Raw genomic sequence first — 20,501 nt, 5'->3', positions numbered from 1 at the left:
CCATCGTCCCCACGTTCATATGAGGCTTGTTCCGCTCGAACTTCTCCTTGGCCATCAGGTTGCTCCTTGTTGTGGGTAGATCGTGGGTGGGGGGTGGTGCGCAGGGATAAGGGTAGTGGCGAGGGCGGGACGCCCGTGCCGGGGGCGGCCGTCAGCGGCCGGTGACCCGAGCGACGATCTCTTCCTGGATCGATCGCGGGGTGGCCTGGTAACTACCGAAGTGCATCGTGTAGTTGGCTCGGCCCTGGGTCTTCGAGCGGAGGTCGGTCGAATACCCGAACATCTCCGACAGCGGCACCTCGGCGTCGATCACCTGGTTGGCGCCGCGCTGTTCCATCTTGCCGACCTTGCCGCGCCGGCTGTTGAGGTCGCCGATGACGTCGCCCATGTAGTCCTCGGGCGTCACGACCTCGACCTTCATGATCGGCTCGAGCAGTGTGGGCTTCGCCTTCCGGGCGGCCTCCTTGAAGGCCATCGTTCCGGCGATCTTGAACGCCATCTCCGACGAGTCGACGTCGTGGTAGTCGCCGTCGGTGAGTTCGACCTTGACGTCGACCATGGGGAAACCGGCGAGGACGCCGGAGGTGAGGGCCTCCTCGACGCCGTGGCCGACCGAGGGGATGTACTCCTTGGGAATACGACCGCCCGTGATGTTGTCGTCGAAGCTGAATCCGCCACCGGGGCCGGTTGGGATGACGTTGATGACGATCTTGGCGTACTGGCCGGAGCCACCGGTCTGCTTCTTGTGCAGGTAGGTGTGCTTGATCACCTCTTGGGTGAGGGTCTCGCGATAGGCCACCTGCGGCTTGCCGACCGTGGCGTCCACCTTGAACTCCCGCAGCATGCGGTCGACGATGACCTCGAGGTGCAGTTCGCCCATGCCGGCGATGATCGTCTCGGCGGTCTCCTCGTCGGTGCGCACCTGGAAGGTGGGATCCTCTTCGGCCAGTGACACGAGGGCCTTGGACATCTTGTCCTGGTCGGCCTTGGTCTTGGGCTCGACGGCCACGTGGATCACGGGGTCGGGGAACTCGAGCGACTCCAGCTGGATGAAGTCGGACGGGGCGCACAGGGTGTCGCCCGTGCGGGTGTCCTTCATGCCGATCGCAGCGACGATGTCGCCGGGGCCGACCCAATCCTGTTCGATCTGGTCCTTGGCGTGCATCTCGAGGAGACGACCCATGCGCTCCTTGTTGCCGCTCCTGGTGTTCAGCACCTGATCACCCTTGGTGATCTTGCCGGAGTACACCCGGAAGTAGGTCAGCTTGCCGACATGGTCGGCAGTCATGATCTTGAAGGCGAGGGCGCTGAAGGGCGCGTCGTCCTCGGGTGCCCGGGTGATCGGCTCGCCCTTGCGGTCGGTGCCGTCCACCGGCGGAAGATCGAGCGGGCTGGGCATATAGAAGCAGACCGCGTCGAGCAACGGCTGCACACCCTTGTTCTTGAAGGCGGTGCCGTTGAGCACGGGCACAACACCGTGGTTGAGGGTGGCATCGCGCAGGGCGGCTCGAATCTCAACGGGGCTGAGCTCCTCCTCGTTGATGAACTTCTCCATCACCGTCTCGTCGGACTCGGAGAGCACGTCGATGAGTTCCTGGCGGTATTCGTCGGCCAGCTCCACCATGTCGGCGGGGATGTCGGTGACCTCCCAGGAGGCGCCCAGCTCCTCGCCGTTCCAGACCCACGCCTGCATCGTGACCAGGTCGACGATGCCCGCGTACTCGGCCTCGGCGCCGATCGGCAGCTGGATCACCGCCACCTTGGCGTTCAGCCGCTCCTTGATCGACTTGAGGGCGCCGAAGAAGTCGGCGCCGGTGCGGTCCATCTTGTTGATGAAGCACATGCGCGGCACGTGGTATTTATCGGCCTGACGCCACACCGTCTCGGTCTGCGGCTCCACGCCGGCCACCCCATCGAACACGGCAACGGCGCCGTCGAGCACCCGCAGCGAACGCTCGACCTCGACGGTGAAGTCCACGTGTCCGGGGGTATCGATGATCTGGACGCGGTGGTCGACCTTGTTGACCGTGTCGGTCCAATGGGCGGTGGTGGCAGCCGAGGTGATCGTGATGCCCCGCTCCTGCTCCTGGACCATCCAGTCCATCGTGGCGGCACCGTCGTGCACCTCGCCGATCTTGTAGCTCTTGCCCGTGTAATAGAGGATCCGCTCGGTCGTGGTCGTCTTGCCGGCATCGATGTGGGCCATGATGCCGATGTTGCGGGTTCGTTCGAGGGGAAGGTCTGACATGATCTAACTCGGTTCCTGCGTCTGCTGCGTTTCGGTGGGGTGTCGTCGGTGGTTGGGGATGTCTGCGTGATCGAGACGGATGTGTTGGCAACGGGTCGGCTGGTCAAACGGCCGAGGCTCGGGCAGTTCAGCCCGAGCCGTCGACAACTTCTGGAACTGCGACCGTTGCCGAGGCGCTACCAGCGGTAGTGGGCGAATGCCTTGTTGGATTCGGCCATCTTGTGGAGATCGTCACGGCGCTTGACCGAGGCTCCGATGCCGTTGGAGGCGTCGAGCAGCTCGTTGGCCAGGCGTTCGGCCATCGAGCGCTCCCGGCGCTGGCGGGAGTAGCCGACCAGCCAGCGGATCGCCAGCGTGTTCGACCGGCGGGGGCTGACCTCGACGGGGACCTGGTAGGTGGCGCCACCGACACGGCGACTACGAACCTCGAGGGCCGGCTTGACGTTGTCGATCGCCCGCTTGAGGGTGCCGACAGGCTCCGAACCCGTCTTCTCCTCGATCATGGTGAGGGCGTCGTACACGATCTTCTCTGCCAACGAGCGCTTACCCTGGCGAAGGACCTTGTTGACGAACTGGGTAACGAGAAGCGAGTCGTACACCGGGTCCGGAGAGAGCTCGCGACGGGTCGCAGGTCCTTTACGGGGCATCTCAGCTCTCCTTCTTGGCGCCGTAGCGGCTACGGGCCTGGCGACGATCGCGCACGCCGGCGGTGTCGAGGGTGCCCCGCACGATCTTGTAGCGAACGCCGGGCAGGTCGCGCACCCGGCCCCCGCGGACCAGGACGATGCTGTGCTCCTGCAGGTTGTGACCCTCGCCGGGAATGTAGGCGGTCACCTCCATGCCGGATGACAACCGCACACGGGCCACCTTGCGCAGCGCCGAGTTCGGCTTCTTGGGGGTGACGGTGTACACGCGGGTGCACACCCCACGACGCTGGGGGGCGCCCTTCAACGCAGGCGTGGTGTTCGTCTTGCGCTTGGTAGAACGGCCATTTCTGACCAGCTGTTGGATGGTGGGCACGTGTGACCTCTTCGTGGATGTAGTACGGATGTGGGGGCGTAGCGGACGGCAGCGACACAGGCGAGCCGCCGGCGCAGGGCCCCGGGAGGAAGCCCGCCGAAGCGGCGCACGCGAGCCTGCGCGCAGAAGGGCTGACCACCCTAGCGAGCAGTGCCCGAGCGGGCAAAGCCCACCCGGGCAGGGCGCCGGGTGGGATCGGGTCGGTGCCCTTCCCGGCCATCCACTCAGATGCCTCGTCTCCCCGACGTTCAGGCGAGGGCGGGCGCTGCCAGCTCCAGCTGATCTGCGGCGGCTTCGGCCTTCGACGCACTGCGGGTGATGCGCTTGCGGTCGGCGCCCCAGGCGCACAGCAGGTCGATCATCAACGAGCGGGTCAGGCCGGGCAGGTCTGAGATGGCGCCGTCGGGCAGGTTGGTGAAGAGCGAGGCGCCGTTCAACATGGCGACAAACTTGGCCGGACGCCGATCGGCGTCGACCTTGTTCAGCACGCCCGCTTCGACGGCTTCGTCGATGAGTTCCCGGACAAGGGTGGCCCACTGACCTGCGGCCTCCAGCACGGTGGCCTGATCCTCGGGGAGGATGGAACGCCCGCCGTCGGTCAGCAGGAGCAGCTGGAGAAAGAAGTCGTCGCGCAGGGATCCGGGGGCCCGAACCACGAACTCGACGAAGGTGGTCAGGCCGGCCTCGGCCTTACCCTTGGCGTCGAGGCGACCCATCTCGCCCTGCCAGCGCGGGGCGGCATCGGCATAGGTGGACGTCAAACGTCCGATCGCCAGCACCTGCAGCTCGGCGACCAATGCAGACTTGGATGCGAAGTACGTGTACGCCGTGCCGACCGCAGCACCCATCTCACGTGCGAGGGCCTGCATCGTCAACGCCTCCAGCCCGCCGTTGAGAACGATGCGGATGGCGGTGTCGATGTACTCCTGGCGCTTGCGCTGACGGTTCGCCGCCCGCCCGGTGGGCGCTGTGGTCAAGGTTTGGGTCATGGTCGTACTCCAATTGGGTGGCTTGAAGGCCGTTGTGTTGTGGTTGATCCCATTCGCCGGATTGGTCGGGCAGGGATGTGATCGCCCGTAGGATTGACATCCGATGACGCCTGGTACCCGTTTTCGCCACCGAGCAACCACGAGTGCATCCCGGTGGGCGGTTGCGCTCCGGGCGCTGCGTCGCGCTGCGGCTCGTCTTGCTGCACGACGTCGGTCGGGTTCGGTTGAGAACTATCTCGACGAGATCGTACGAGACGCTGTGGATATTCCCATGTCATCGAACGAGATATCTCACTCACGAACCTCACACGTCGGCCCCTTCGTCGATCCAACCGAACGCAGGTCGATCGGACGACCACCTACCGATGAATCTAAGCACCGATCCACTCAATTGTCCACCACGTTCAATCAATCCGAAATGATCGAACGGTCGGATTCGTGAAAAATCTCGCCATCGTGGCACCGAGCCCCGTCCCGTTTCGCGAGGGCGGCGCCGAACGGCTCTGGAACGGCCTAGCGGTAGAACTCCGACGCCAAGGAACCCCCACCGAGCTGCTCAAGACACCGGTAAGGGAACGCACGCTCACCCAACTCGTCACCGGTTACGCCGCCTTCGCCGAATGGGATCTCGCACATTTTGACCAAGTGATCACCGGCAAGTACCCGGCGTGGGCGGTCGATCACCCCAACCACCGGTTGTGGATGTTGCACCCGCTGCGCGGGCTGTACGACCGCTATCCGACGCACCTGCCTGCCGGGCCCGGCCGGCGAGTCGACCCGGACCTGGCCGCTGCGCTCGAACTCCCCGGGCGCTTGGCCGCCCGCGCCTCCGCATCCGGCGTGATCCTCGAGATCGCCGACCGTCTCGCCCGGGCCGCCGAGCGGCTCGGACCCGACCACCCCGACCTGGCGATCCCCTCGCCGACGGCGCGAGCGCTGGTGCAGGGGCTCGACCACCACCTCCTCGCCGCCTCGCGGGTGCGTTCGCACGCCGCCATCAGCGCCGAGGTGGCCACCCGGCCCGCCTGGTTCCCACCCGGAATCCGCCCGCTGGTGGTCCATCCCCCGCTCGACACCGACTGGGCGGCCGTCCTCGCCGGCCTCGCTCCCCCCGAGCGCACACCGGGGGCGCCGCTGCGCGTGCTCAGCGTCGGCCGGCTGGAACGGGCCAAGCGCCACGACCTGGCGATCGCCGGCGTGAAGGCCATGACGCGCCCGGCCCGTCTGCGCATCGTCGGCACTGGTCCCGATGCTGATCGTCTGGCCGAGCTGACGGCCGACGACGAGCGAATCGAACTGCTCGGCGGACTCGATGACCGGGCCCTCGCTGAGGCCTACGGCTGGGCCGACGTGCTGTGTTTCACCTCCGATCGCGAGGACTACGGCCTGGTCACGCTCGAGGCGCTCACCGCCGGGCGGGGCGTCATCGCCACCACCGACGCGGGAGGCGCGTTGGAGCTGCTGAACGATTCGGGCGCCACCGGTGCGTCCCATGAAGCCGACGGCCCGGCGAACGGGATGGTCGTCGCGCCCCGGGCGAACGACCTCGGCGATGCGCTCGACTCGATTGCGGGCACCGACGGGCTGGTCGAGCGGATGGGTGAGGCCGCCCGCATCTCATCAACCGCACTGTCGTGGGAGCGCACCATCGAGGCGCTCGTCGATCCGCCTCGAAAGCGTCGGGTGGCCGGCGCCCCCGGGCCGGTCCAGCAAGCTGGCCAAGGTCCGTCGGTCGTGGCGCTCAGCACCTACCCGATCGGCGAGCGCCGCCAGGGCGGAGAGCTGCGGGCGTTCCACCTGCTCGCCGGCCTGGCCGACGCCGGGGCGCAGGTGTTGGTGGTGTCGCTCACCACCGATGCCGACCGGGCGGGCCGACGTCGCCTGGCACCCGGATTCGACGAGGAGACCGTCGCCATCTCCCCCCGCCAGAGCGAGGCCGAGCACCGCATGCGGCTCGTCTCCACCACCCACGCCATCACCGACATCGCTGCGTCGCTGTTGTGGTCGGCAACCCCCGAGTTCACGGCGTCGGTCCGGGCCGAGTTGGCCGACGCCGCTGTCGCCGTGTTGGTCCAGCCCTATCTGGCGAGTGCGTTGGCGGCGCTGGCTCCCCGCCACCTGCCGGTCGTCCTCGATGCCCACAACCACGAGGCGACGATGAAGGCCTCACTCCTGGGAGGCACACGCGGTGGGCGGTGGCTGGCTCGGGAGGCCGCCGACGCCGAACGGCTGGCGCTCGATCTGGCGGCTGCGGTCGTGACGACCACCGCTCAGGACGCAGCGCTGTTTCGCCGCGTCGACGGCGTCGACGCGGACGCGCTGCACGTCATCGCCAACGGTGCCTCCGTCATCGGCTCGCCCTTCACCGATGGGGCCGAGCGCAGCGCTCTCGGGGACCGCCTCATCGGACAGCTCGGACTGGGCGGGCCGCCTGCGGCGGTCGGGCCCGGCCTCCGGCCTCGACGCCGCCTGGCGGTGTTCGTCGGCTCCGGCCATCCGCCCAACGTCGACGCCGCCCAGCGCATCGTCGACGCCGTCCGCCATCGCAACGATGTGGCGGTCGCCCTGATCGGCCGCCACTCGGAACTGCTCGGTGGCCGTCTTCCCGACCACATCGTTGCCTTGGGTCGCGTCGAGAACGAGGTGCTGGCTGACTACCTGGCCGGTGCCGACGTAGCGCTCAACCCGGTCGAGGAGGGCTCGGGGTCCAACCTGAAGCTGATCGACTACTTCGCGGCCGGGGTCCCGGTGATCACCTCGCCATTCGGCGCCCGTGGCGTCGCCGACCCGGAGCGGTTCGCCCTGCTCGCCCCCCCGAGGGGCCTGGGCGCCGCCCTCGACGCCTTGTTCGCCGATCCGGACGCACCGACACGGGCCCGGGCGGCCCGCGCCTACGCCGAAGCACACCTCGACTGGTCGTCGCTCGGTCGGCGCATGGCCGAGGTGACGCTGGCCTTGGCCCGCCCACCTGCCGATCGGGCCGCCGGGCAGGCACCGACGCCATTCGTGGAGGACCGACGATGAACTCCCCCGGGGATCCCACCGATGCATCGCCAGCCCGCCGACCGCCCACGCTCCGACCGATCGTGTGGGCCGACGTCACCAACACCGTCGCCAGCTCGGGTACGACCGGCGTCCAGCGCGCCTCCAAGAACCTGCTTGCCCCCTTGGCGGACCGGGACCCGCGCCTCGACCTCCGCCTGATCCGCTGGTGTCCGGAGTGCGCCGCATTTCTGCGCCTCGACGACGACGAGCGACGACGCTTCAGCGATGACGCCCCTCCCCCGGACCGACGGGTGGACCGACTCCCCCAGCGCATCCGACCCGTCGCCCGCCGGGTGGCCGACCGGCCGCTGCTACGGCGGCTCAACGAGGCGATGCGCCGGCGGCGCCGTCCACCCCACCCGGTCGACGCCCATGCCGGCCTGACGGTGAGCATCGACGACGGCACGTTCCTCGACCTCGACGCCGCCTGGCACAACCCGCTCGATCGTCGGGACCTGCTGCCGGCGCTGTCGGCGGCCGGCGTCCGCACGGCCGTGCTGTTCCACGACCTGTTCCCGATCGACCACCCTGAGTGGTCCGACCGGGGCACGCGGGAGCTGTTCCCACCGTGGGCCGACGCCCACCTGCGCTTCGACGCGCTGATCGTGGGCAACTCCGACTGGACGCTGCAACGGGCCCTCGATCGACGTCGAGGAATGGGACTGCCCGATCCCGGTGTCTCGGGGGTGGTGCACCTGAGCGGGGATGGAGGTGCGGGCCGTGACGAGCCCGTCGCCCCGCAAGGTCCGACGCCGACGGGCGCCCGGCCCGGCCTCCCTCCTCAACTGCAAACGGCAGGAGCATCCGAACGGCGCCTCGACGGCTACGTCATCTGTGTGTCCACGCTGGAGCCGAGGAAGAACCACCAGGTGCTGCTCGACGCCTTCGATCTGTGGTCACAGCGGACGCCGGGCCTGGGCCTGGTGTTCGTCGGGCGGATCGGGTGGAACACCGAGGCGCTGGTGCGACGTATCGAACGCCACCCCCTGCTCGGCAGCCAACTGTTTTGGTTTGCCCACGCGGACGACGAGACGATGCGCACCCTGCTCGGGGGTGCGACGGTCGCGGCGATGCCCAGCCATGCAGAGGGGTTCGGCCTGCCGGTGCTGGAGGCGCTCGCTCTCGGGGTTCCGGTCGTGACGACGAACGGCGGTGCGCTCGGCGAGGTGGGCGGCGACGTGCCCCTGAGGTTGGCGGCCGATGATTCGGAGGCCTGGGCCGACGCGCTGGTGCGCCACCTCGCCGACGAGGACTATCTCCGGACACGACGGGCCGAGGCCCGACGCGCCGCTGGGGCACTGCCCACGTGGAGTGCGGCCCGGGACGAACTGGTCGAGCTGCTCACCCGCCCCGCTCCCCCGTCCTGAGTTGACCCTCGGCCGGCGGTACAGCCGGTAGCATCGCAAGCCGCATCCGTCTGGTTGCGGAGCCCACCCCGACCCAGAGGTCAGCTGTGTACGACCCCCCGGCCATACCTTCGAGATCGCAGCTCTGACGTGCAGGTCCTGTATCTCTCCAACCGCCCCGAGGTACTCGCCGTCACCGTCGAGTCGTTGCGCACCGCGGTAGCCGAGGAGCTCGAGATCCTGGTCATCACCCCGGCCCCGACCGGCATCGACGGCGTGACCGACCTGATCGAGTCCGAGTTGCTCACCGCGGCCGAGCGGCGGGAGGCCGCTGCCGCCGACCACGACGACGTCACGATGCTGCGCGACCTGGCGGTGCGCCGGGGCCCAACCGCCGATCGGTTTCTGCTCTCCGACGACGACTACCGACCCCTCGGGCTCGTCCCAGCGGACTTCTGGCTGCGGTCGGGCAAGTTGCGCCACTACGTCAGCCACGACCTGGCCCGTTGGCGGCGTCTCAACACCAGCTACGACGGCATCCAGCTCAACACCTGGCTGGCGCTGGCCCAATGGGACTGTCCCCACCTCGGGTACGGCGCCCACCTTCCTCAGATGATCGTCCGCGAGCATTGGCTGGAGGCCTTCGACTCCTGGGCCGCGCTGTCGCAGGCGGCCGCAGCGGCCGGGCACCCGGCCGGTTGGCTGGTGGACGAATGGTCGCTGCCGCTCAACTGGGGGCGTGGCCGCCACCCGGGCGACTACCACGAAGCCGAACCGCACCGCACCCTGTGCTGGCCGCAGTTCCCGTGGGAATGGACCCGCGACTACCGGGCGCCCCGCTACGACTTCGAGAACTTCTACCCGCAGCATTACCAGCCCGGCGGGCTGTTCGAAGGACTCCCCGAAGTTGCACCGGCCAACCCGGCGGCTGCGGCGGCGACAGCCTTCGAAAAAGCGCGCCGCTGGCACGAACTGGAACGCACGATGGTCGACCTGCGGGTTCCCGACGGCCTGGTCACGCCATGGACGGGGAGCGCGTCGAAGCGCACCGCACTCGCCGGGCTCCGGCTGGCCAAACGCTTTCGCACCTGGAGCGACCTGGCTGCGGCGGGCCGCGACGAAGACGTAAGCGAGGACCTCCGCCATGGCTGAGCCCACTGACCTGACCCCGGCCGACACCGACGCTACGGCCCGCTCACGCTCCCTCGCCGACCTTCCCCGATGGGAATTGTTCCTGGCGCTGTCGATGGTGACGATCGGGCTCATCGCCCGCCTGTGGCCCCGAGGGCCCTTGTGGCTGGACGAGGCGCTGTCGGTCAACATCGCCCGCGTCCCGTTCGACGAGCTGGGCGCTGCGCTCAAACAGGACGGCCATCCACCGCTCTACTACGCCCTGTTGCACCTGTGGACCAACCTGGCCGGCACCTCGACCGCTGCGGTGCGAGCGCTGTCGGTGTTCTTGTCCTTCGCCGCCTTCCCCCTCGTCTGGATCGTGGCCCGCCGTGCGGGCGGCACCCGGGTGGCACTGTGGTCGGTGGCCGTATGGGCCGTGTTGCCCTACGGCGTCCGCTACGGCACCGAAACCCGCATGTATGTGCTGATGATGGTGTTGGTGCTCGCCGGGTGGTGGTTCCTCGAACGGCTCTGGACCGAGCCGCATTGGCCGGACGCTGTCGCCCTCGCTCTGATCGCCAGCGCCCTGTTATGGACCCACTACTGGTCGATGTGGCTGCTCGCCGCGGTCGGTTTGGCCACGCTGCTGCGCTGGTGGCTCAACCGCGCCGAAGCCCGGGCGTTGCCCGAGCTGTTGTTCACCGGCGGGGCGCTGGGCATCGCCGGGGTCAGCTTCCTTCCCTGGGTGCCCACCCTGTTGTTCCAGTCCCAACGCACCGGAACCCCCTGGGGCGGGGTGGAACGGCCGACGACCGCCGTGGTGATCACGATCATCGAGTTCGCCGGACGCGCCTCCGCCGAACCCCAGCTGATGACCTATGCCCTGGTACTCCTCGTCGTTGTCGCCCTGGTCGGGCACACCCGCAACGGCGACAAGTGGGCGCTCATGCTCGCCGGCCCGGTGCGCCACGGCGCCCTGTGGGCGCTCGGCCTGGCGGCCGCCACCCTGCTGATCGGCTCGACGGCAGCGATGGTCGGCGGTGCCACGTTCGTCAGCCGATATGCGGCGGTGATCTACCCGATCGCGGTCGTGCTGATCGGCTGGGGCCTGGCCAGCTGCCCACCGCGACTGCGCGGCGCCCTCGCCGCGGTCGTGTTCGCCGGCTCGCTGGTCGGCGTGGCCCTCGAGATCTCGATGCCCCGCTCCATCTCGGGAGTCGCCGCCGACGTGATCGAGGCCGAGGCGCCCGACGCGCTGGTCGTCACCTGCCCCGACCAGCTGTCGGTGGCGCTCAGCCGCGAGCTCGACGACGGACAACAGGTGGTCTCCTTCCCGGACCCAGGCTCCGACCCGAGGTTCATCGACTGGGTCGACTACGAAGCCCGGGTCGACGACGCCGACCCCACCGCGGTCGCCGCCGAGGTGTGGCGGTTGGCCGACGGCCGGCCGGTGGTGTTGGGCTCCGCCGACACCTACGCCACACACGTCACTGCATGCCCGGCCTTCCTTCGGGCTCTGTCGAACGGCCACGAGCAACGTGACCTGCTCGTCTCCACCGGCAAAGATGCCTTCGAGCACATGAGCCTGGTGCTACTCGTACCATGACTGACCGGCGAGGACTTCCAGCCCCAACCGCGCTTTCGGGAGCTCGGTGGAACACCTGCGGAACCATCGACGCCACCAGGTGGTGGCTGACCATTCTCGGCACATGGGCCGCCGGCCGTCTTATCGTGCTGATCAGCATCCTATTGTCACCCCGCTTGGCTACCTTCGTGCCAAAAGCGGTCCCCCTCGGGATGGACCTACGCTGGAGAGCGTGGGATGCGCTGTGGTACGAGCGGATGCTCACCCTGGGGTGGGATGGTGTCTCGCCTGAAGGCTACCGGTTCTTCCCCGGTTACCCCCTGACCGCCGAGCCACTGGCCATCCTCTTCGGCTCCCTTGTTGCCTTGTTTATGGTCAATTGGCTGACTGCCCTCGGGGGCATCGCCTTGGCCGGAGAACTTACGAAGCGGACTACCAACGACGATGCGCTAGCACGCCGAGTAATCGTATTGACTGGCATCTTTCCGGCCGCAATGGCACTGGTGCTGCCCTATAGCGAAGGCCTAGCGCTCCTGCTTATAGCCGCCGCACTGATCTCTCTGCTCGGCCACCGTTGGAGATGGGTTACCGCGCTGGGGCTCGCCGCTTCGGTGGTTCGTCCCACGGGGGTACTACTGGTGGTCCCGGTGGGTATTGAACTGTGGCGGGCTTGGCCAGGAACTACGGCGCGCAGCAGAACGGCAATGCTTGCCGCCATCGCCGCACCGGTGATCGGGCTGATCGGAGTGTTCACTTGGGTCGGCGTGGCCTCCGGTGACTGGGGACTACCCTTCTCAGTTCAACGCCAAATCCGCGGGGGGTTTCTTGATCCGGTTCGGGCTGTGGCCCAGCTTCCAGGTGAGGCCTTAGGCGGCAACCTGTCAGATGGCGTTAACCTGATATTCGCCCTACTGCTGTTGGCGGGGGCAGCCGGCATGTGGAGGGTAACTTTGCCAGCATCACTGAGGGCGTTTGGCATTGTCTCGCTCGTCGTGGCGCTGTCGGCCAACAACATCGACTCGATCGGCCGCTACGGCATGGTGACCACGCCTCTCATCATCGGCCTATGTGCCTGGCTCGATCGTCGTTGGGTCTACGCCGGAGCATTGGCCATCTCTACTTCTGGTTTGGTGGCCATGACCCTGGCTGCGCAGTGGAGCCTCGTGGTGCCGTAGGCTCCGCCCGCCAACTGCGCCCGCCGGGCCGGAACGGGTTCCTACTCAGAGCAGATTGACATCTCGTCCGTGAAACTCCGGCAGGTGAAACCGGGAGGAACAACACCGGACAACGTTGGATCTAACGGGCTAACCACCGCTGCCAGAACGCGCCCCCCACCTCCAAGATCTACAGTTGTTGCGCAAGCCTCGCCTTCGTCCGCTCGACCGCCGTAGTAGCCATTGATCGGTGTATCCGCCAGCGATGCGGCAATGACAGCATCCTGAAAACTCATCAAAGCCTCGGGGGAATCTGTGCAGTAATAGGCTGGCGCAATCCTGACCTGGTCAAAGCCCGACATCTGCGACGCCAACAAGTCAATGTTGGCAACCCTTTCGTCATCACTTCCAAGCATTTCAGGAACAAAAGAGCGGTACCTTGAGGTGTCAACAAACTGCAGAAGAGCAAGAAGAGCCATGGTCGTCGCCAGCATGGCCCTCCAGTGATCACGCCGAGGCGCGACCCGCTCGGCAAACCACCGATCTAGCCAAACAAGCGAGCCCAAGCTCAAACCGTAGCCGACGATCCAAAAAAACCTGCCGGAAGCACGAAATTGTTGAATAATACCTGAAGCAGAGCGGGGCGCGATCACCAGCATGACGCAGACTCCCGCCCCGAACACAAGAACAGCAAGAGTAGCTGGGCGCAGTACGGCCAATCGCTTGGTTACGAGAACCTCACGGACAAACAAAAGACCCACCAAAATGGCGCCCAGTCCTACGACGAGCAGTATGGAAGTGGGAGGAACTCTACTTCGGTCCTCACCCAGGATAAGGAACGGTTGGCTGTTCCACGTGTGCACCACATGAGTGACCGCAAACAGCGTTACTAATACAAGCGCGACAACGAAAACTTGTCGTTTCAGGATGAATTCGAAGATCGCCCTTATTCTAAGCAGGGTTGCCGCGAACAGGGCCACCACAACTCCGGCCCCCAAGTAGTTAACCCCCTCGAATGAGCCTTGTCGATTTAATAGAAGCCATTCATCGCCGGGCCAGAGGGTGGACCACTGCGGCCAGATCGGACCGAGCAAGTGGACCCCCAACTCGCCATACCCGCCGGGGGGCACAACCCCGCTTTGGAGGTAACCCATCACGACCATGAACAGGAGGGCGACACTACCGAAAGAACCAAGCCACACCAGAACCTGCTTCCAGACAAGCGATCCTTCGAAAAGACACGACCAGATTGCCGCTCCAAACATGAACGAGTTCATGGCGAAAAAGTAGGGGTGCACCGAAAGAGAGAGAATGAGGACGGGTATTCCCCACAATGCAGACTTCATGCTGGGGTTTCGCCAGAGGTTGCCAATAGCAGCCCAAATGAGAAGAATGGTGAATTGACCCAACAGGCCTGGGTGCCAAATGCGGAGGAGCAGGACGGGAGCAGTTACGGCAAACACCGCAAAAGCAAAGGTAGTCCACCTACTTGAAACGGAGAAGACACGAGCACATATGCCAGCCGCTATGCCCTGAGCGAGAAAGCAGCCGTAGTACCAAAGGCCAATCCAGGTCTCTGTGGAAATTCCCAGAAATTTGAACGTCTTCGCGATGATTGCCAACAGCGGAATGCCATCCGTCAACGCTATGTTCGCATGATCTCCCGCCACCGAGGTCAGATTCGACGTTTCCAGCAGAGGGAAATGCCACCCATCATTGACAAAGAACCGCAACCCCGCGAAACTACTACCCGCATCCCCACTGATAGCTCGTGTGAGAGATGTTTCGCCAAACAGCCGAGCTGGGCCAAGAGCCGCTAACCCGACGACTATCCCGACGGCTGCCCCGATGACGACGTCGAGTGTCCAACGGTCAGCTCTGAACTGGGACCACTCGGAGTGCCTTGACATCTTTCGAGGATTAGTCTCTAAATTCATGGCTGGTTTGCTTTTAGACGTCATTGGTTAACCTGGTTTCATCAGCTCTAGATTTCACTTCCGGCGCGGGCTCCACAATTGCAGATACCCATGGGCAGGTGGCCCGAGAAGCGGCCGTGGAATGTTGAGCCACCCTCACATCAGCAAACCGCGAGTTGCCGCTGAGTTCGATGTCGCTGCCAAGTATGTCGATTCCCTGAGGTTAATGGCATGACGCGGGATCATCCTGGACGGACAGCCACCAATGTTCCGTTCGGAAGACTCGAGATGACCTGCCACGCTTCTGGAAGCTCGCTCTCCTTCCCGGAGAAGAGCGCGACGGCGAGGTCTCCCGCCCGGGGGGCGTCAACCCAGAGTGACGGTGGCACGGCCAACTGCAACCCCGAGCCGGTCGAGTCACCCGATTCCGAATCGATATCGTGCCCAGCAGCGACGTTCACACCTGATCGGTTGAGTGCAGCGATAAACCCCATGGCGAACGAGAACTCCTCGTTGGAGACGCCTTCGGGCGACGCTTGCGAAATGACCACTCGTCCGTCTGACCCCGACGAAGTGGCAACCGATGTCTTTACAGCATCAACGGATTCCAGGAAATAGTCAGATCCCTCGTGCTGTGGTTGGAGGGACCTGGTCGTCAAGGAAGCGAAAGCCACGACTCCGGCCAGCGCGACAACCGGGAGCAACCCGCCGATGCTCGAGGACTTGGGGTCTAGTGTTGAAGAATCACGGCGATCGCGCCAGGCTCTCAGGCCCCGAAGCGCAAGATACGAGAGCGAAGACACGCAGATCACCGCTGCCAGACTTTCGATATGAACGGCATAGTAGACTCGAACAGGGCCGCGCCCTAGGCCGAGCATCACAATGGCGGCTGCCCATCCAACGGTTGCGATCCCCAACAGTCGTCTCGCCACCCGTTCGCCCGTAGGCTCATCCCCTTCGCCCACAACGGTCGCCCGACCAGAGCTTCCACCGCGGTGACCCCAGAGCATCAGAATGGCCACCGCCACCGGGGCCAGCAGCCACAACGGGCGACCGTGATCCGTCACCCCCTCATAAACGTTGGAGGCGCCAAGCCAAGCCGGCCGGGGACGGAAGGCTCGCATCCCAGCCTGCAAAGCGTCACCAAGCCCCGTCCTCGGGATCGTGCTATTGCGGCTGAACTGGACGATCCTCCACATGTTCCCGTCGCGCCCTGAGGTGAGCTGCTGAAGCCCAGGGACCATCCACAGGACCACAGCGGTGCCGGCAGCAGTTCCCCACGCTTTCAAGAGGTCAGGTCGAGCCTCTACTCGCCGCCACTGGCCCACTGCCAAGGCAACCAGAATTGCCAGGCAGACGCCAGCGTTGCCGACGTGTGATTGGACGAGAAGTGACGCCACAGCGACGGACACTGCCGACGCCAAGACATCACCATCCCATGCAGCGGCAGCGACGACAACCAGCAGCGGGACGCCCAAAACCCCCACCATGGGGTTCCAAGGGGATGTGACGTAGCCCCATCCGGTCGTGGAAACGAGCAGAATGAAGCACGTTGCAACAACGATTCCTATCCTCCTCCCCCAGCTCCTCCAAGCAACCCAAACTCCCGCACAGACGAATGTGGCCGATAACACGGTAGCCCCAAAGACGTACGCCGAACTGCCGTTAGCTACAAAGCGCGGCCAGTTCATCCACCAGATGTAGAGGGGACCGGGGTGGCGAAAACCATATTGAGAGTAGCTTCCGAGGACCGCCAAGCCGGATCTGACATCCAGGTCTAAAGCCGCCCAATCCCCCATTGGCGACCCGTCATCCCACGAGAGAATCCGTATTGAGGCAACTACAAACGGAAGGAGGACTGATAAACCGACCAAATAGGGTAAGTACCGTCTAACGAAACGACCAACATATCTGGACATTTGACCGATGATTCACACCTCACCCAACGGACGCACTCGCTCTCGCGTACTGCATGACGCTCACAACGTTAACCCACGTGGGGTCCGCCGGTGCGCCGGTGCGCCGACCGACCGGCCGAGCGGTCTCACCCGGGTCTACGAGGTGGGCCAGCAAAGCCGAGGCGCTGAGCGGAATGGACCGAAGCGTCGCCGCGACGAACGCAACCACCTCCATGACTGCTTTTCAGGGACGGGCTATTCCGGCCGTCGAGGTTGCTTGAGAGCTCAGACGTCGCCGGTCCACGATCTCTGGCCAGGCGTCCCGCAACAGTGACTGTCACGCCTACCGACCGTCAGCGGCAGGTGACGCCGTCAGCGACCCGTCGGCGCCCGCCTCAAGGCCCGCGCTCCTCGCCGGTGAAGGCTAGCTCCGCGACCTGACGAACGAGGTGGTTGGCAAGGGCCACCCACCGGTCGCCACGCCGCCCTGTGCGCCCAATAGCCCGCCGAAAGTCCGCCGCCAGAGCATTGGACACGGACCGATCAACCATGCGATCTACGACGGCACACTCGACCTCGGGACGACCGATGACCTCCATTCCCGCCGGCCCAGGCGACTGCGACGCCGGACGACCACATCTTTTACTCGGCGGCGAATTGTCCGAGGGCGTCAACCTGACCTCCGTCACCATCTTCATCGCCGGCTGCGTAGTGGTGTGCGCCGTCGGGCTGGTGCTGATGACGATGACCACCCAGTGGTGCCTGGTCGTCCCCTAAACGGGTCTCGCCGGGCCCTATCCCCCTGACGACATCAAAGGCGGCCACCGCGCCGACGACGATCACCGCCGGGGAGGCCACCGCAGCGTCGCCGAGGGCGTCCAGGGTGCCGCGGGTGGCGCCCTCCCGTCCGGTAGTCGCCGACTGGCTCCCCGCCACCGGCGTGGCGGGTGCCGGGCCGCCCGCCTGCAGCTCGGCTGAGATCTCGCCCCGGTGGGCCACACCCATGAGGATGGCGATCGTGCTGCCCACCCGTGCCAACGCACGCCAGTCGACATCCGGCTCCCCGGGACGCCGATGGCCGGTGACGACGCTGTAGCCGGCCGAGACGCCCCGGTGGGTCACCGGGATGCCGGCTGCGGCCGGAGCGGCGACCGACGACGAGATCCCCGGTACAACCTCAACGGGGATGCCGGCGCGCTGCAACTCGAGCGCCTCCTCCCCGCCGCGGCCGAACACGAACGGATCGCCGCCCTTCAGGCGCACCACCCGGCGACCCTGCCGCGCCAGGTGCACCAACATGGCCGAGATCATCTCCTGGGGCGTGGCCCGGCCCGGGCGCTTGCCGACATCGATACGTTCGACGCCCTCCGGGATCAGCGCCAGCACCCCGGCGCCGACCAGGGCGTCGTGAACGACCACGTCGGCCTCGGCCAACTCCCGGGCGGCCCGAAGGGTCAACAGGTCCGGGTCGCCAGGCCCGCCGCCGACCAGCACCACCGGCACCACCGGCACCATGGCCTGCGTCGGGTGCTCGGCGCTCACCGCCGACCTGTCGGGCCGCTCGGCGCCCGGCTCGACGGCGCTCACGACGCCACCTTCCTTCGCCGGGACTTCGCTTCCGGCAGCCAGGGCTGCATCGCCTCAACCCCCACCGCGTCGGCCCAGTCGCCGAAGTTGGTGTCCGGGTCGGCCAGGTCGGCGAACCGCTCCAGCACCGGCCGCAACACGTCGACGATGTCGGCGAGCAGGACGTCGGGCCGCAGCAGCGACGCCAGGCGACCGCTGGCGCCGCCCACGTACACGTCATAGGTGCGCTTGCTCCGGCCGACGACGCCCAGCTCGGCCGAGTAGGGCCGGGCGCAGCCGTTGGGGCACCCGGTCATGTTCAGCCTCAGCGGCAGCCCGGCGTTGCCGGTGTCGGCCAGCAGCTTCTCCAGCGAGGCCACCAGGTCGGGCAGCACCCGCTCGGACTCGCCCAGCGCCTGGCCGCAAGTGGGCAGCGCCGGGCAGGCGATCGCCAGGTTGCGCACCGGTGCCTGATCGGCGGCGAGGGGAAGGTCTCCCGCCCGCAACAGCTCGGTCACCCTCGACCGGTCCCTCACGCCGCACAACAGCAGGTCCTGGCGGGGGGGGACCCGCAGCTCGGACACCAGGCCCTCGGCGACAACGCCGTTGATCGTCCGGCGCCGCGCCTCGTCGAGGCGTCCCGACGGGATCGGCACCGCCAGCGTGCCCGCCGCATCGGCGGCGGCGCGCGTGGGGGTCAGCAGCACCGGCACCGCACCGTCGGCCGGTGCGGCGAGGGGATCGACCCCGGCATCCAGGTGTGGCTCCGGTCGCCCGTCGGCGTCGTGCCAACCCAGGTGGGCGTGGGTGGTCCACGGGAGTAGCTCGTCCGGTGGGGCCAGGGCGGCGCCCAGACGCTCCTCCACCTGGGTGCGCAGCCAGTCGATGCCGCGCTCCTCGAGCAGGTACTTCAGCCGGGCACGGCTGCGGTCTTCACGGTTGCCGTGTACACGCTGGGTGTCAACGACGGCGGCCACCAGGTCGACCACCTGCTCGGGCGGCACCCAAGCCAGCGGTTGGGCGACCATCGGATAGGTGTCGTCGGGTCGGGCGTGGCTCATGCCCATCCCGCCGCCGGCGAGCACGGTGAACCCGGTCAGCGCACCGTTCGTACCCCCGGTAAGGGTGGGCACCAGCCCGACATCGTGGCTGTGGATGTCCACGCAGTCGTCACCGGGCCAGGCCAGACCGATCTTGAACTTGCGGGGCAGATAGGCCTCGCCATAGATCGGCTCGACCGGACGGTCGGGGTCCTCGCCGGGCCCAACATCCCCCGGACGCGGCGCCGAGGTGGCGGACGCGGCACGGTCGCCGTTGACGAACAGCTCCCAGTAGGCGGCGGTGCGGGCCCGGAACCGGCCGACGAGTGCTGCGACCGTCGGGGCCAGCACCGCGGCGCGGGCGGGGTCGGGCAGCGGGCAGGCCATCACGTTGCGCACCACGTCGCCGCACGCCCCCAGGGTGGTCAGCCCGGCGGCGTTGATCTCGCTCACCAGATCGACCAGGTTTCCCTTGGGCACCAGGTGGTACTGCACGCCCTGACGAGTGGTCAGCCGCAGCGTGCCGTCACCGATGTCGGCGAGGGCGTCCAACGCCGCCCAGCCTTCGGCGCTGATCACGCCCCCGGGCACCGACGCCCGCACCATGCAGCCGTGGGCCAACGGTTGTTTGGCCTGGGTGCGCTGGCGGCGCACGTCGCGATCGTCCTGTTGGTAGATGCCGTGGAACTTCAACAGCATGGGGCTGTCGCCGGCGAACGCGTCGCCGCCCGCTTCCAGGTCGGCGGCCAGCCCGCCTCGCAGGTAGTCGCTGGCGACCTTGATCTCCTCGGCGCTCATCGGCCACTCCTTCGATTCGTCAGTTCGGCGTCGTTGGGGGTGATTCCGCTGCCGGTCAGGGTCACGGCCGCCCCGACCAACGCCGGTTGGGCCAGGTGCAGACCGCACTCGGTCTTGACGTCGCCGGCCCACCGGCCGGCGCGCGCGTCGTCGCCCTCGGCGACCGGCACCGTGCAGGGCCAGCAGCCGATCGAGGCATAGCCCCGGTCGGCCAGCGGGTGCGCCGGCAGGTCGTTGGCCGCCCCGTAGGCGGCCACGTCGTCGTCGGTCCAGGCGGCGATCGGGTTGATCTTCGTCACGTTGCGGGCGGCGTCGCTCGCCACGACCGGGGCACCGGCCCGAGACGGCCCATCGCTGCGCCGCAGCCCGGTGACCCAGGCGCTTTTGCCGAGCAGCGCCCGGTTGAGCGGCTCCACCTTGCGCGCCGCGCAGCAGGCGTTGGTGTCGCTGCGCCACACGTCGCGATCGGTGCCTGGCAGCGGGTGGATGGTGCGCAGGTTCAGCCCGTAGCGGCGGCGCAGGTCGTCGGCGTACCAGTCGGTCTCGGCGAACAGGTAGCCGGTGTCGAGCAGCACCACGTCGGCCTCGGGGATCGTCGAGGCAACCAGGTGCACCAGGGTGGCGTCGCCGAAGCTGGCGGTGACGACGAGCCGATCGCCGAAGCGGCCGTTCGCCCAGCGGAGCACCTCGATCGGGTCCTCGGACGGTGGGGAGTGGGAGGTCATGGCGGTGCAGTTCATCAAACTCGACTAACTAGGTCAACTTTGTCGAGTAATGTCCTCA

The 20,501-nt window shown here is 66.9% G+C and carries 14 protein-coding genes; 5 read left to right on the top strand and 9 right to left on the bottom strand.

What is annotated here, in order from left to right; genetic code table 11:
- Nucleotides 1–151 precede the first annotated feature (151 nt).
- The 4 genes from fusA to PKD89_RS13605 form a co-directional block, all read right to left on the bottom strand.
- A complete protein-coding gene (fusA, locus tag PKD89_RS13620; protein ID WP_289010449.1) occupies nucleotides 152–2,248 on the bottom strand; it encodes an elongation factor G in 2,097 nt (698 codons plus the stop codon).
- A 176-nt stretch (nucleotides 2,249–2,424) separates the two neighbouring features.
- A complete protein-coding gene (gene rpsG, locus PKD89_RS13615) occupies nucleotides 2,425–2,895 on the bottom strand; it encodes a 30S ribosomal protein S7 (protein WP_287390950.1) in 471 nt (156 codons plus the stop codon).
- Between the two features lies 1 nt (nucleotide 2,896).
- Nucleotides 2,897–3,268: a 30S ribosomal protein S12 gene (rpsL, locus tag PKD89_RS13610; protein ID WP_287376775.1), complete on the bottom strand. Its 372-nt coding sequence runs from the start codon at nucleotides 3,266–3,268 to the stop codon at nucleotides 2,897–2,899.
- Between the two features lie 248 nt (nucleotides 3,269–3,516).
- Nucleotides 3,517–4,257 (bottom strand): TetR/AcrR family transcriptional regulator, encoded by a 741-nt coding sequence (locus PKD89_RS13605; RefSeq protein ID WP_287376772.1) that lies wholly within the window; start codon nucleotides 4,255–4,257, stop codon nucleotides 3,517–3,519.
- Nucleotides 4,258–4,695: 438 nt separating this feature from the next.
- Here PKD89_RS13605 and PKD89_RS13600 point away from each other — a divergent pair, with 438 nt between their 5' ends.
- From PKD89_RS13600 to PKD89_RS13580, 5 genes are all read left to right on the top strand, one after another.
- Nucleotides 4,696–7,281: a glycosyltransferase family 4 protein gene (locus PKD89_RS13600; protein ID WP_289010448.1), complete on the top strand. Its 2,586-nt coding sequence runs from the start codon at nucleotides 4,696–4,698 to the stop codon at nucleotides 7,279–7,281.
- On the top strand, nucleotides 7,278–8,669 hold the full coding sequence (locus tag PKD89_RS13595) for a glycosyltransferase family 4 protein (RefSeq protein ID WP_289010447.1): 1,392 nt from the start codon (nucleotides 7,278–7,280) through the stop codon (nucleotides 8,667–8,669). Before PKD89_RS13600 ends, PKD89_RS13595 begins: the two co-directional genes overlap by 4 nt.
- Before the next feature lie 129 nt (nucleotides 8,670–8,798).
- On the top strand, nucleotides 8,799–9,800 hold the full coding sequence (locus tag PKD89_RS13590) for a hypothetical protein (RefSeq protein ID WP_324332497.1): 1,002 nt from the start codon (nucleotides 8,799–8,801) through the stop codon (nucleotides 9,798–9,800).
- Entirely contained in the window at nucleotides 9,793–11,367 is a 1,575-nt protein-coding gene (locus PKD89_RS13585) for a glycosyltransferase family 39 protein (protein WP_289012593.1), read from the top strand. Before PKD89_RS13590 ends, PKD89_RS13585 begins: the two co-directional genes overlap by 8 nt.
- Before the next feature lie 125 nt (nucleotides 11,368–11,492).
- The gene (locus tag PKD89_RS13580) at nucleotides 11,493–12,521 is read left to right on the top strand and encodes a hypothetical protein (RefSeq protein WP_289012592.1); all 1,029 of its coding nucleotides are present in this window, start codon (nucleotides 11,493–11,495) and stop codon (nucleotides 12,519–12,521) included.
- Between the two features lie 41 nt (nucleotides 12,522–12,562).
- Here PKD89_RS13580 and PKD89_RS13575 read toward each other — a convergent pair whose 3' ends face one another.
- From PKD89_RS13575 to PKD89_RS13555, 5 genes are all read right to left on the bottom strand, one after another.
- Nucleotides 12,563–14,410 carry a DUF6311 domain-containing protein gene (locus tag PKD89_RS13575; RefSeq protein WP_287390938.1) on the bottom strand — a complete coding sequence of 616 codons (1,848 nt, stop codon included), beginning with the start codon at nucleotides 14,408–14,410 and terminating at the stop codon, nucleotides 12,563–12,565.
- A gap of 248 nt (nucleotides 14,411–14,658) precedes the next feature.
- On the bottom strand, nucleotides 14,659–16,107 hold the full coding sequence (locus PKD89_RS13570) for a hypothetical protein (protein ID WP_289012591.1): 1,449 nt from the start codon (nucleotides 16,105–16,107) through the stop codon (nucleotides 14,659–14,661).
- 849 nt (nucleotides 16,108–16,956) lie between these two features.
- A complete protein-coding gene (gene cobA, locus PKD89_RS13565; protein ID WP_324332496.1) occupies nucleotides 16,957–17,901 on the bottom strand; it encodes a uroporphyrinogen-III C-methyltransferase in 945 nt (314 codons plus the stop codon).
- Complete coding sequence (locus PKD89_RS13560) at nucleotides 17,898–19,718, bottom strand: sulfite reductase (protein WP_289012589.1); 1,821 nt, start codon at nucleotides 19,716–19,718, stop codon at nucleotides 17,898–17,900. The genes cobA and PKD89_RS13560 overlap by 4 nt, the downstream gene beginning before the upstream one ends.
- Nucleotides 19,715–20,443: a phosphoadenylyl-sulfate reductase gene (locus tag PKD89_RS13555; protein WP_287390935.1), complete on the bottom strand. Its 729-nt coding sequence runs from the start codon at nucleotides 20,441–20,443 to the stop codon at nucleotides 19,715–19,717. The genes PKD89_RS13560 and PKD89_RS13555 overlap by 4 nt, the downstream gene beginning before the upstream one ends.
- Between the last annotated feature and the right edge of the window lie 58 nt (nucleotides 20,444–20,501).

Source organism: Candidatus Neomicrothrix sp. (assembly GCF_035329545.1).
Taxonomy (GTDB): domain Bacteria; phylum Actinomycetota; class Acidimicrobiia; order Acidimicrobiales; family Microtrichaceae; genus Microthrix; species Microthrix subdominans.
This window is presented reverse-complemented; position numbering and strand designations above follow the sequence as displayed.

Bases quoted from the DNA above. Each gene is read 5' to 3' on its own strand.
- PKD89_RS13605 (WP_287376772.1), bottom strand. From the start codon at position 4,257: ATGACCCAAACCTTGACCACAGCGCCCACCGGGCGGGCGGCGAACCGT.
- PKD89_RS13570 (WP_289012591.1), bottom strand. From the start codon at position 16,107: ATGAACTGGCCGCGCTTTGTAGCTAACGGCAGTTCGGCGTACGTCTTT.
- PKD89_RS13585 (WP_289012593.1), top strand. From the start codon at position 9,793: ATGGCTGAGCCCACTGACCTGACCCCGGCCGACACCGACGCTACGGCC.
- PKD89_RS13555 (WP_287390935.1), bottom strand. From the start codon at position 20,443: ATGACCTCCCACTCCCCACCGTCCGAGGACCCGATCGAGGTGCTCCGC.
- rpsG (WP_287390950.1), bottom strand. From the start codon at position 2,895: ATGCCCCGTAAAGGACCTGCGACCCGTCGCGAGCTCTCTCCGGACCCG.
- fusA (WP_289010449.1), bottom strand. From the start codon at position 2,248: ATGTCAGACCTTCCCCTCGAACGAACCCGCAACATCGGCATCATGGCC.
- PKD89_RS13595 (WP_289010447.1), top strand. From the start codon at position 7,278: ATGAACTCCCCCGGGGATCCCACCGATGCATCGCCAGCCCGCCGACCG.
- PKD89_RS13575 (WP_287390938.1), bottom strand. From the start codon at position 14,410: ATGTCAAGGCACTCCGAGTGGTCCCAGTTCAGAGCTGACCGTTGGACA.
- PKD89_RS13560 (WP_289012589.1), bottom strand. From the start codon at position 19,718: ATGAGCGCCGAGGAGATCAAGGTCGCCAGCGACTACCTGCGAGGCGGG.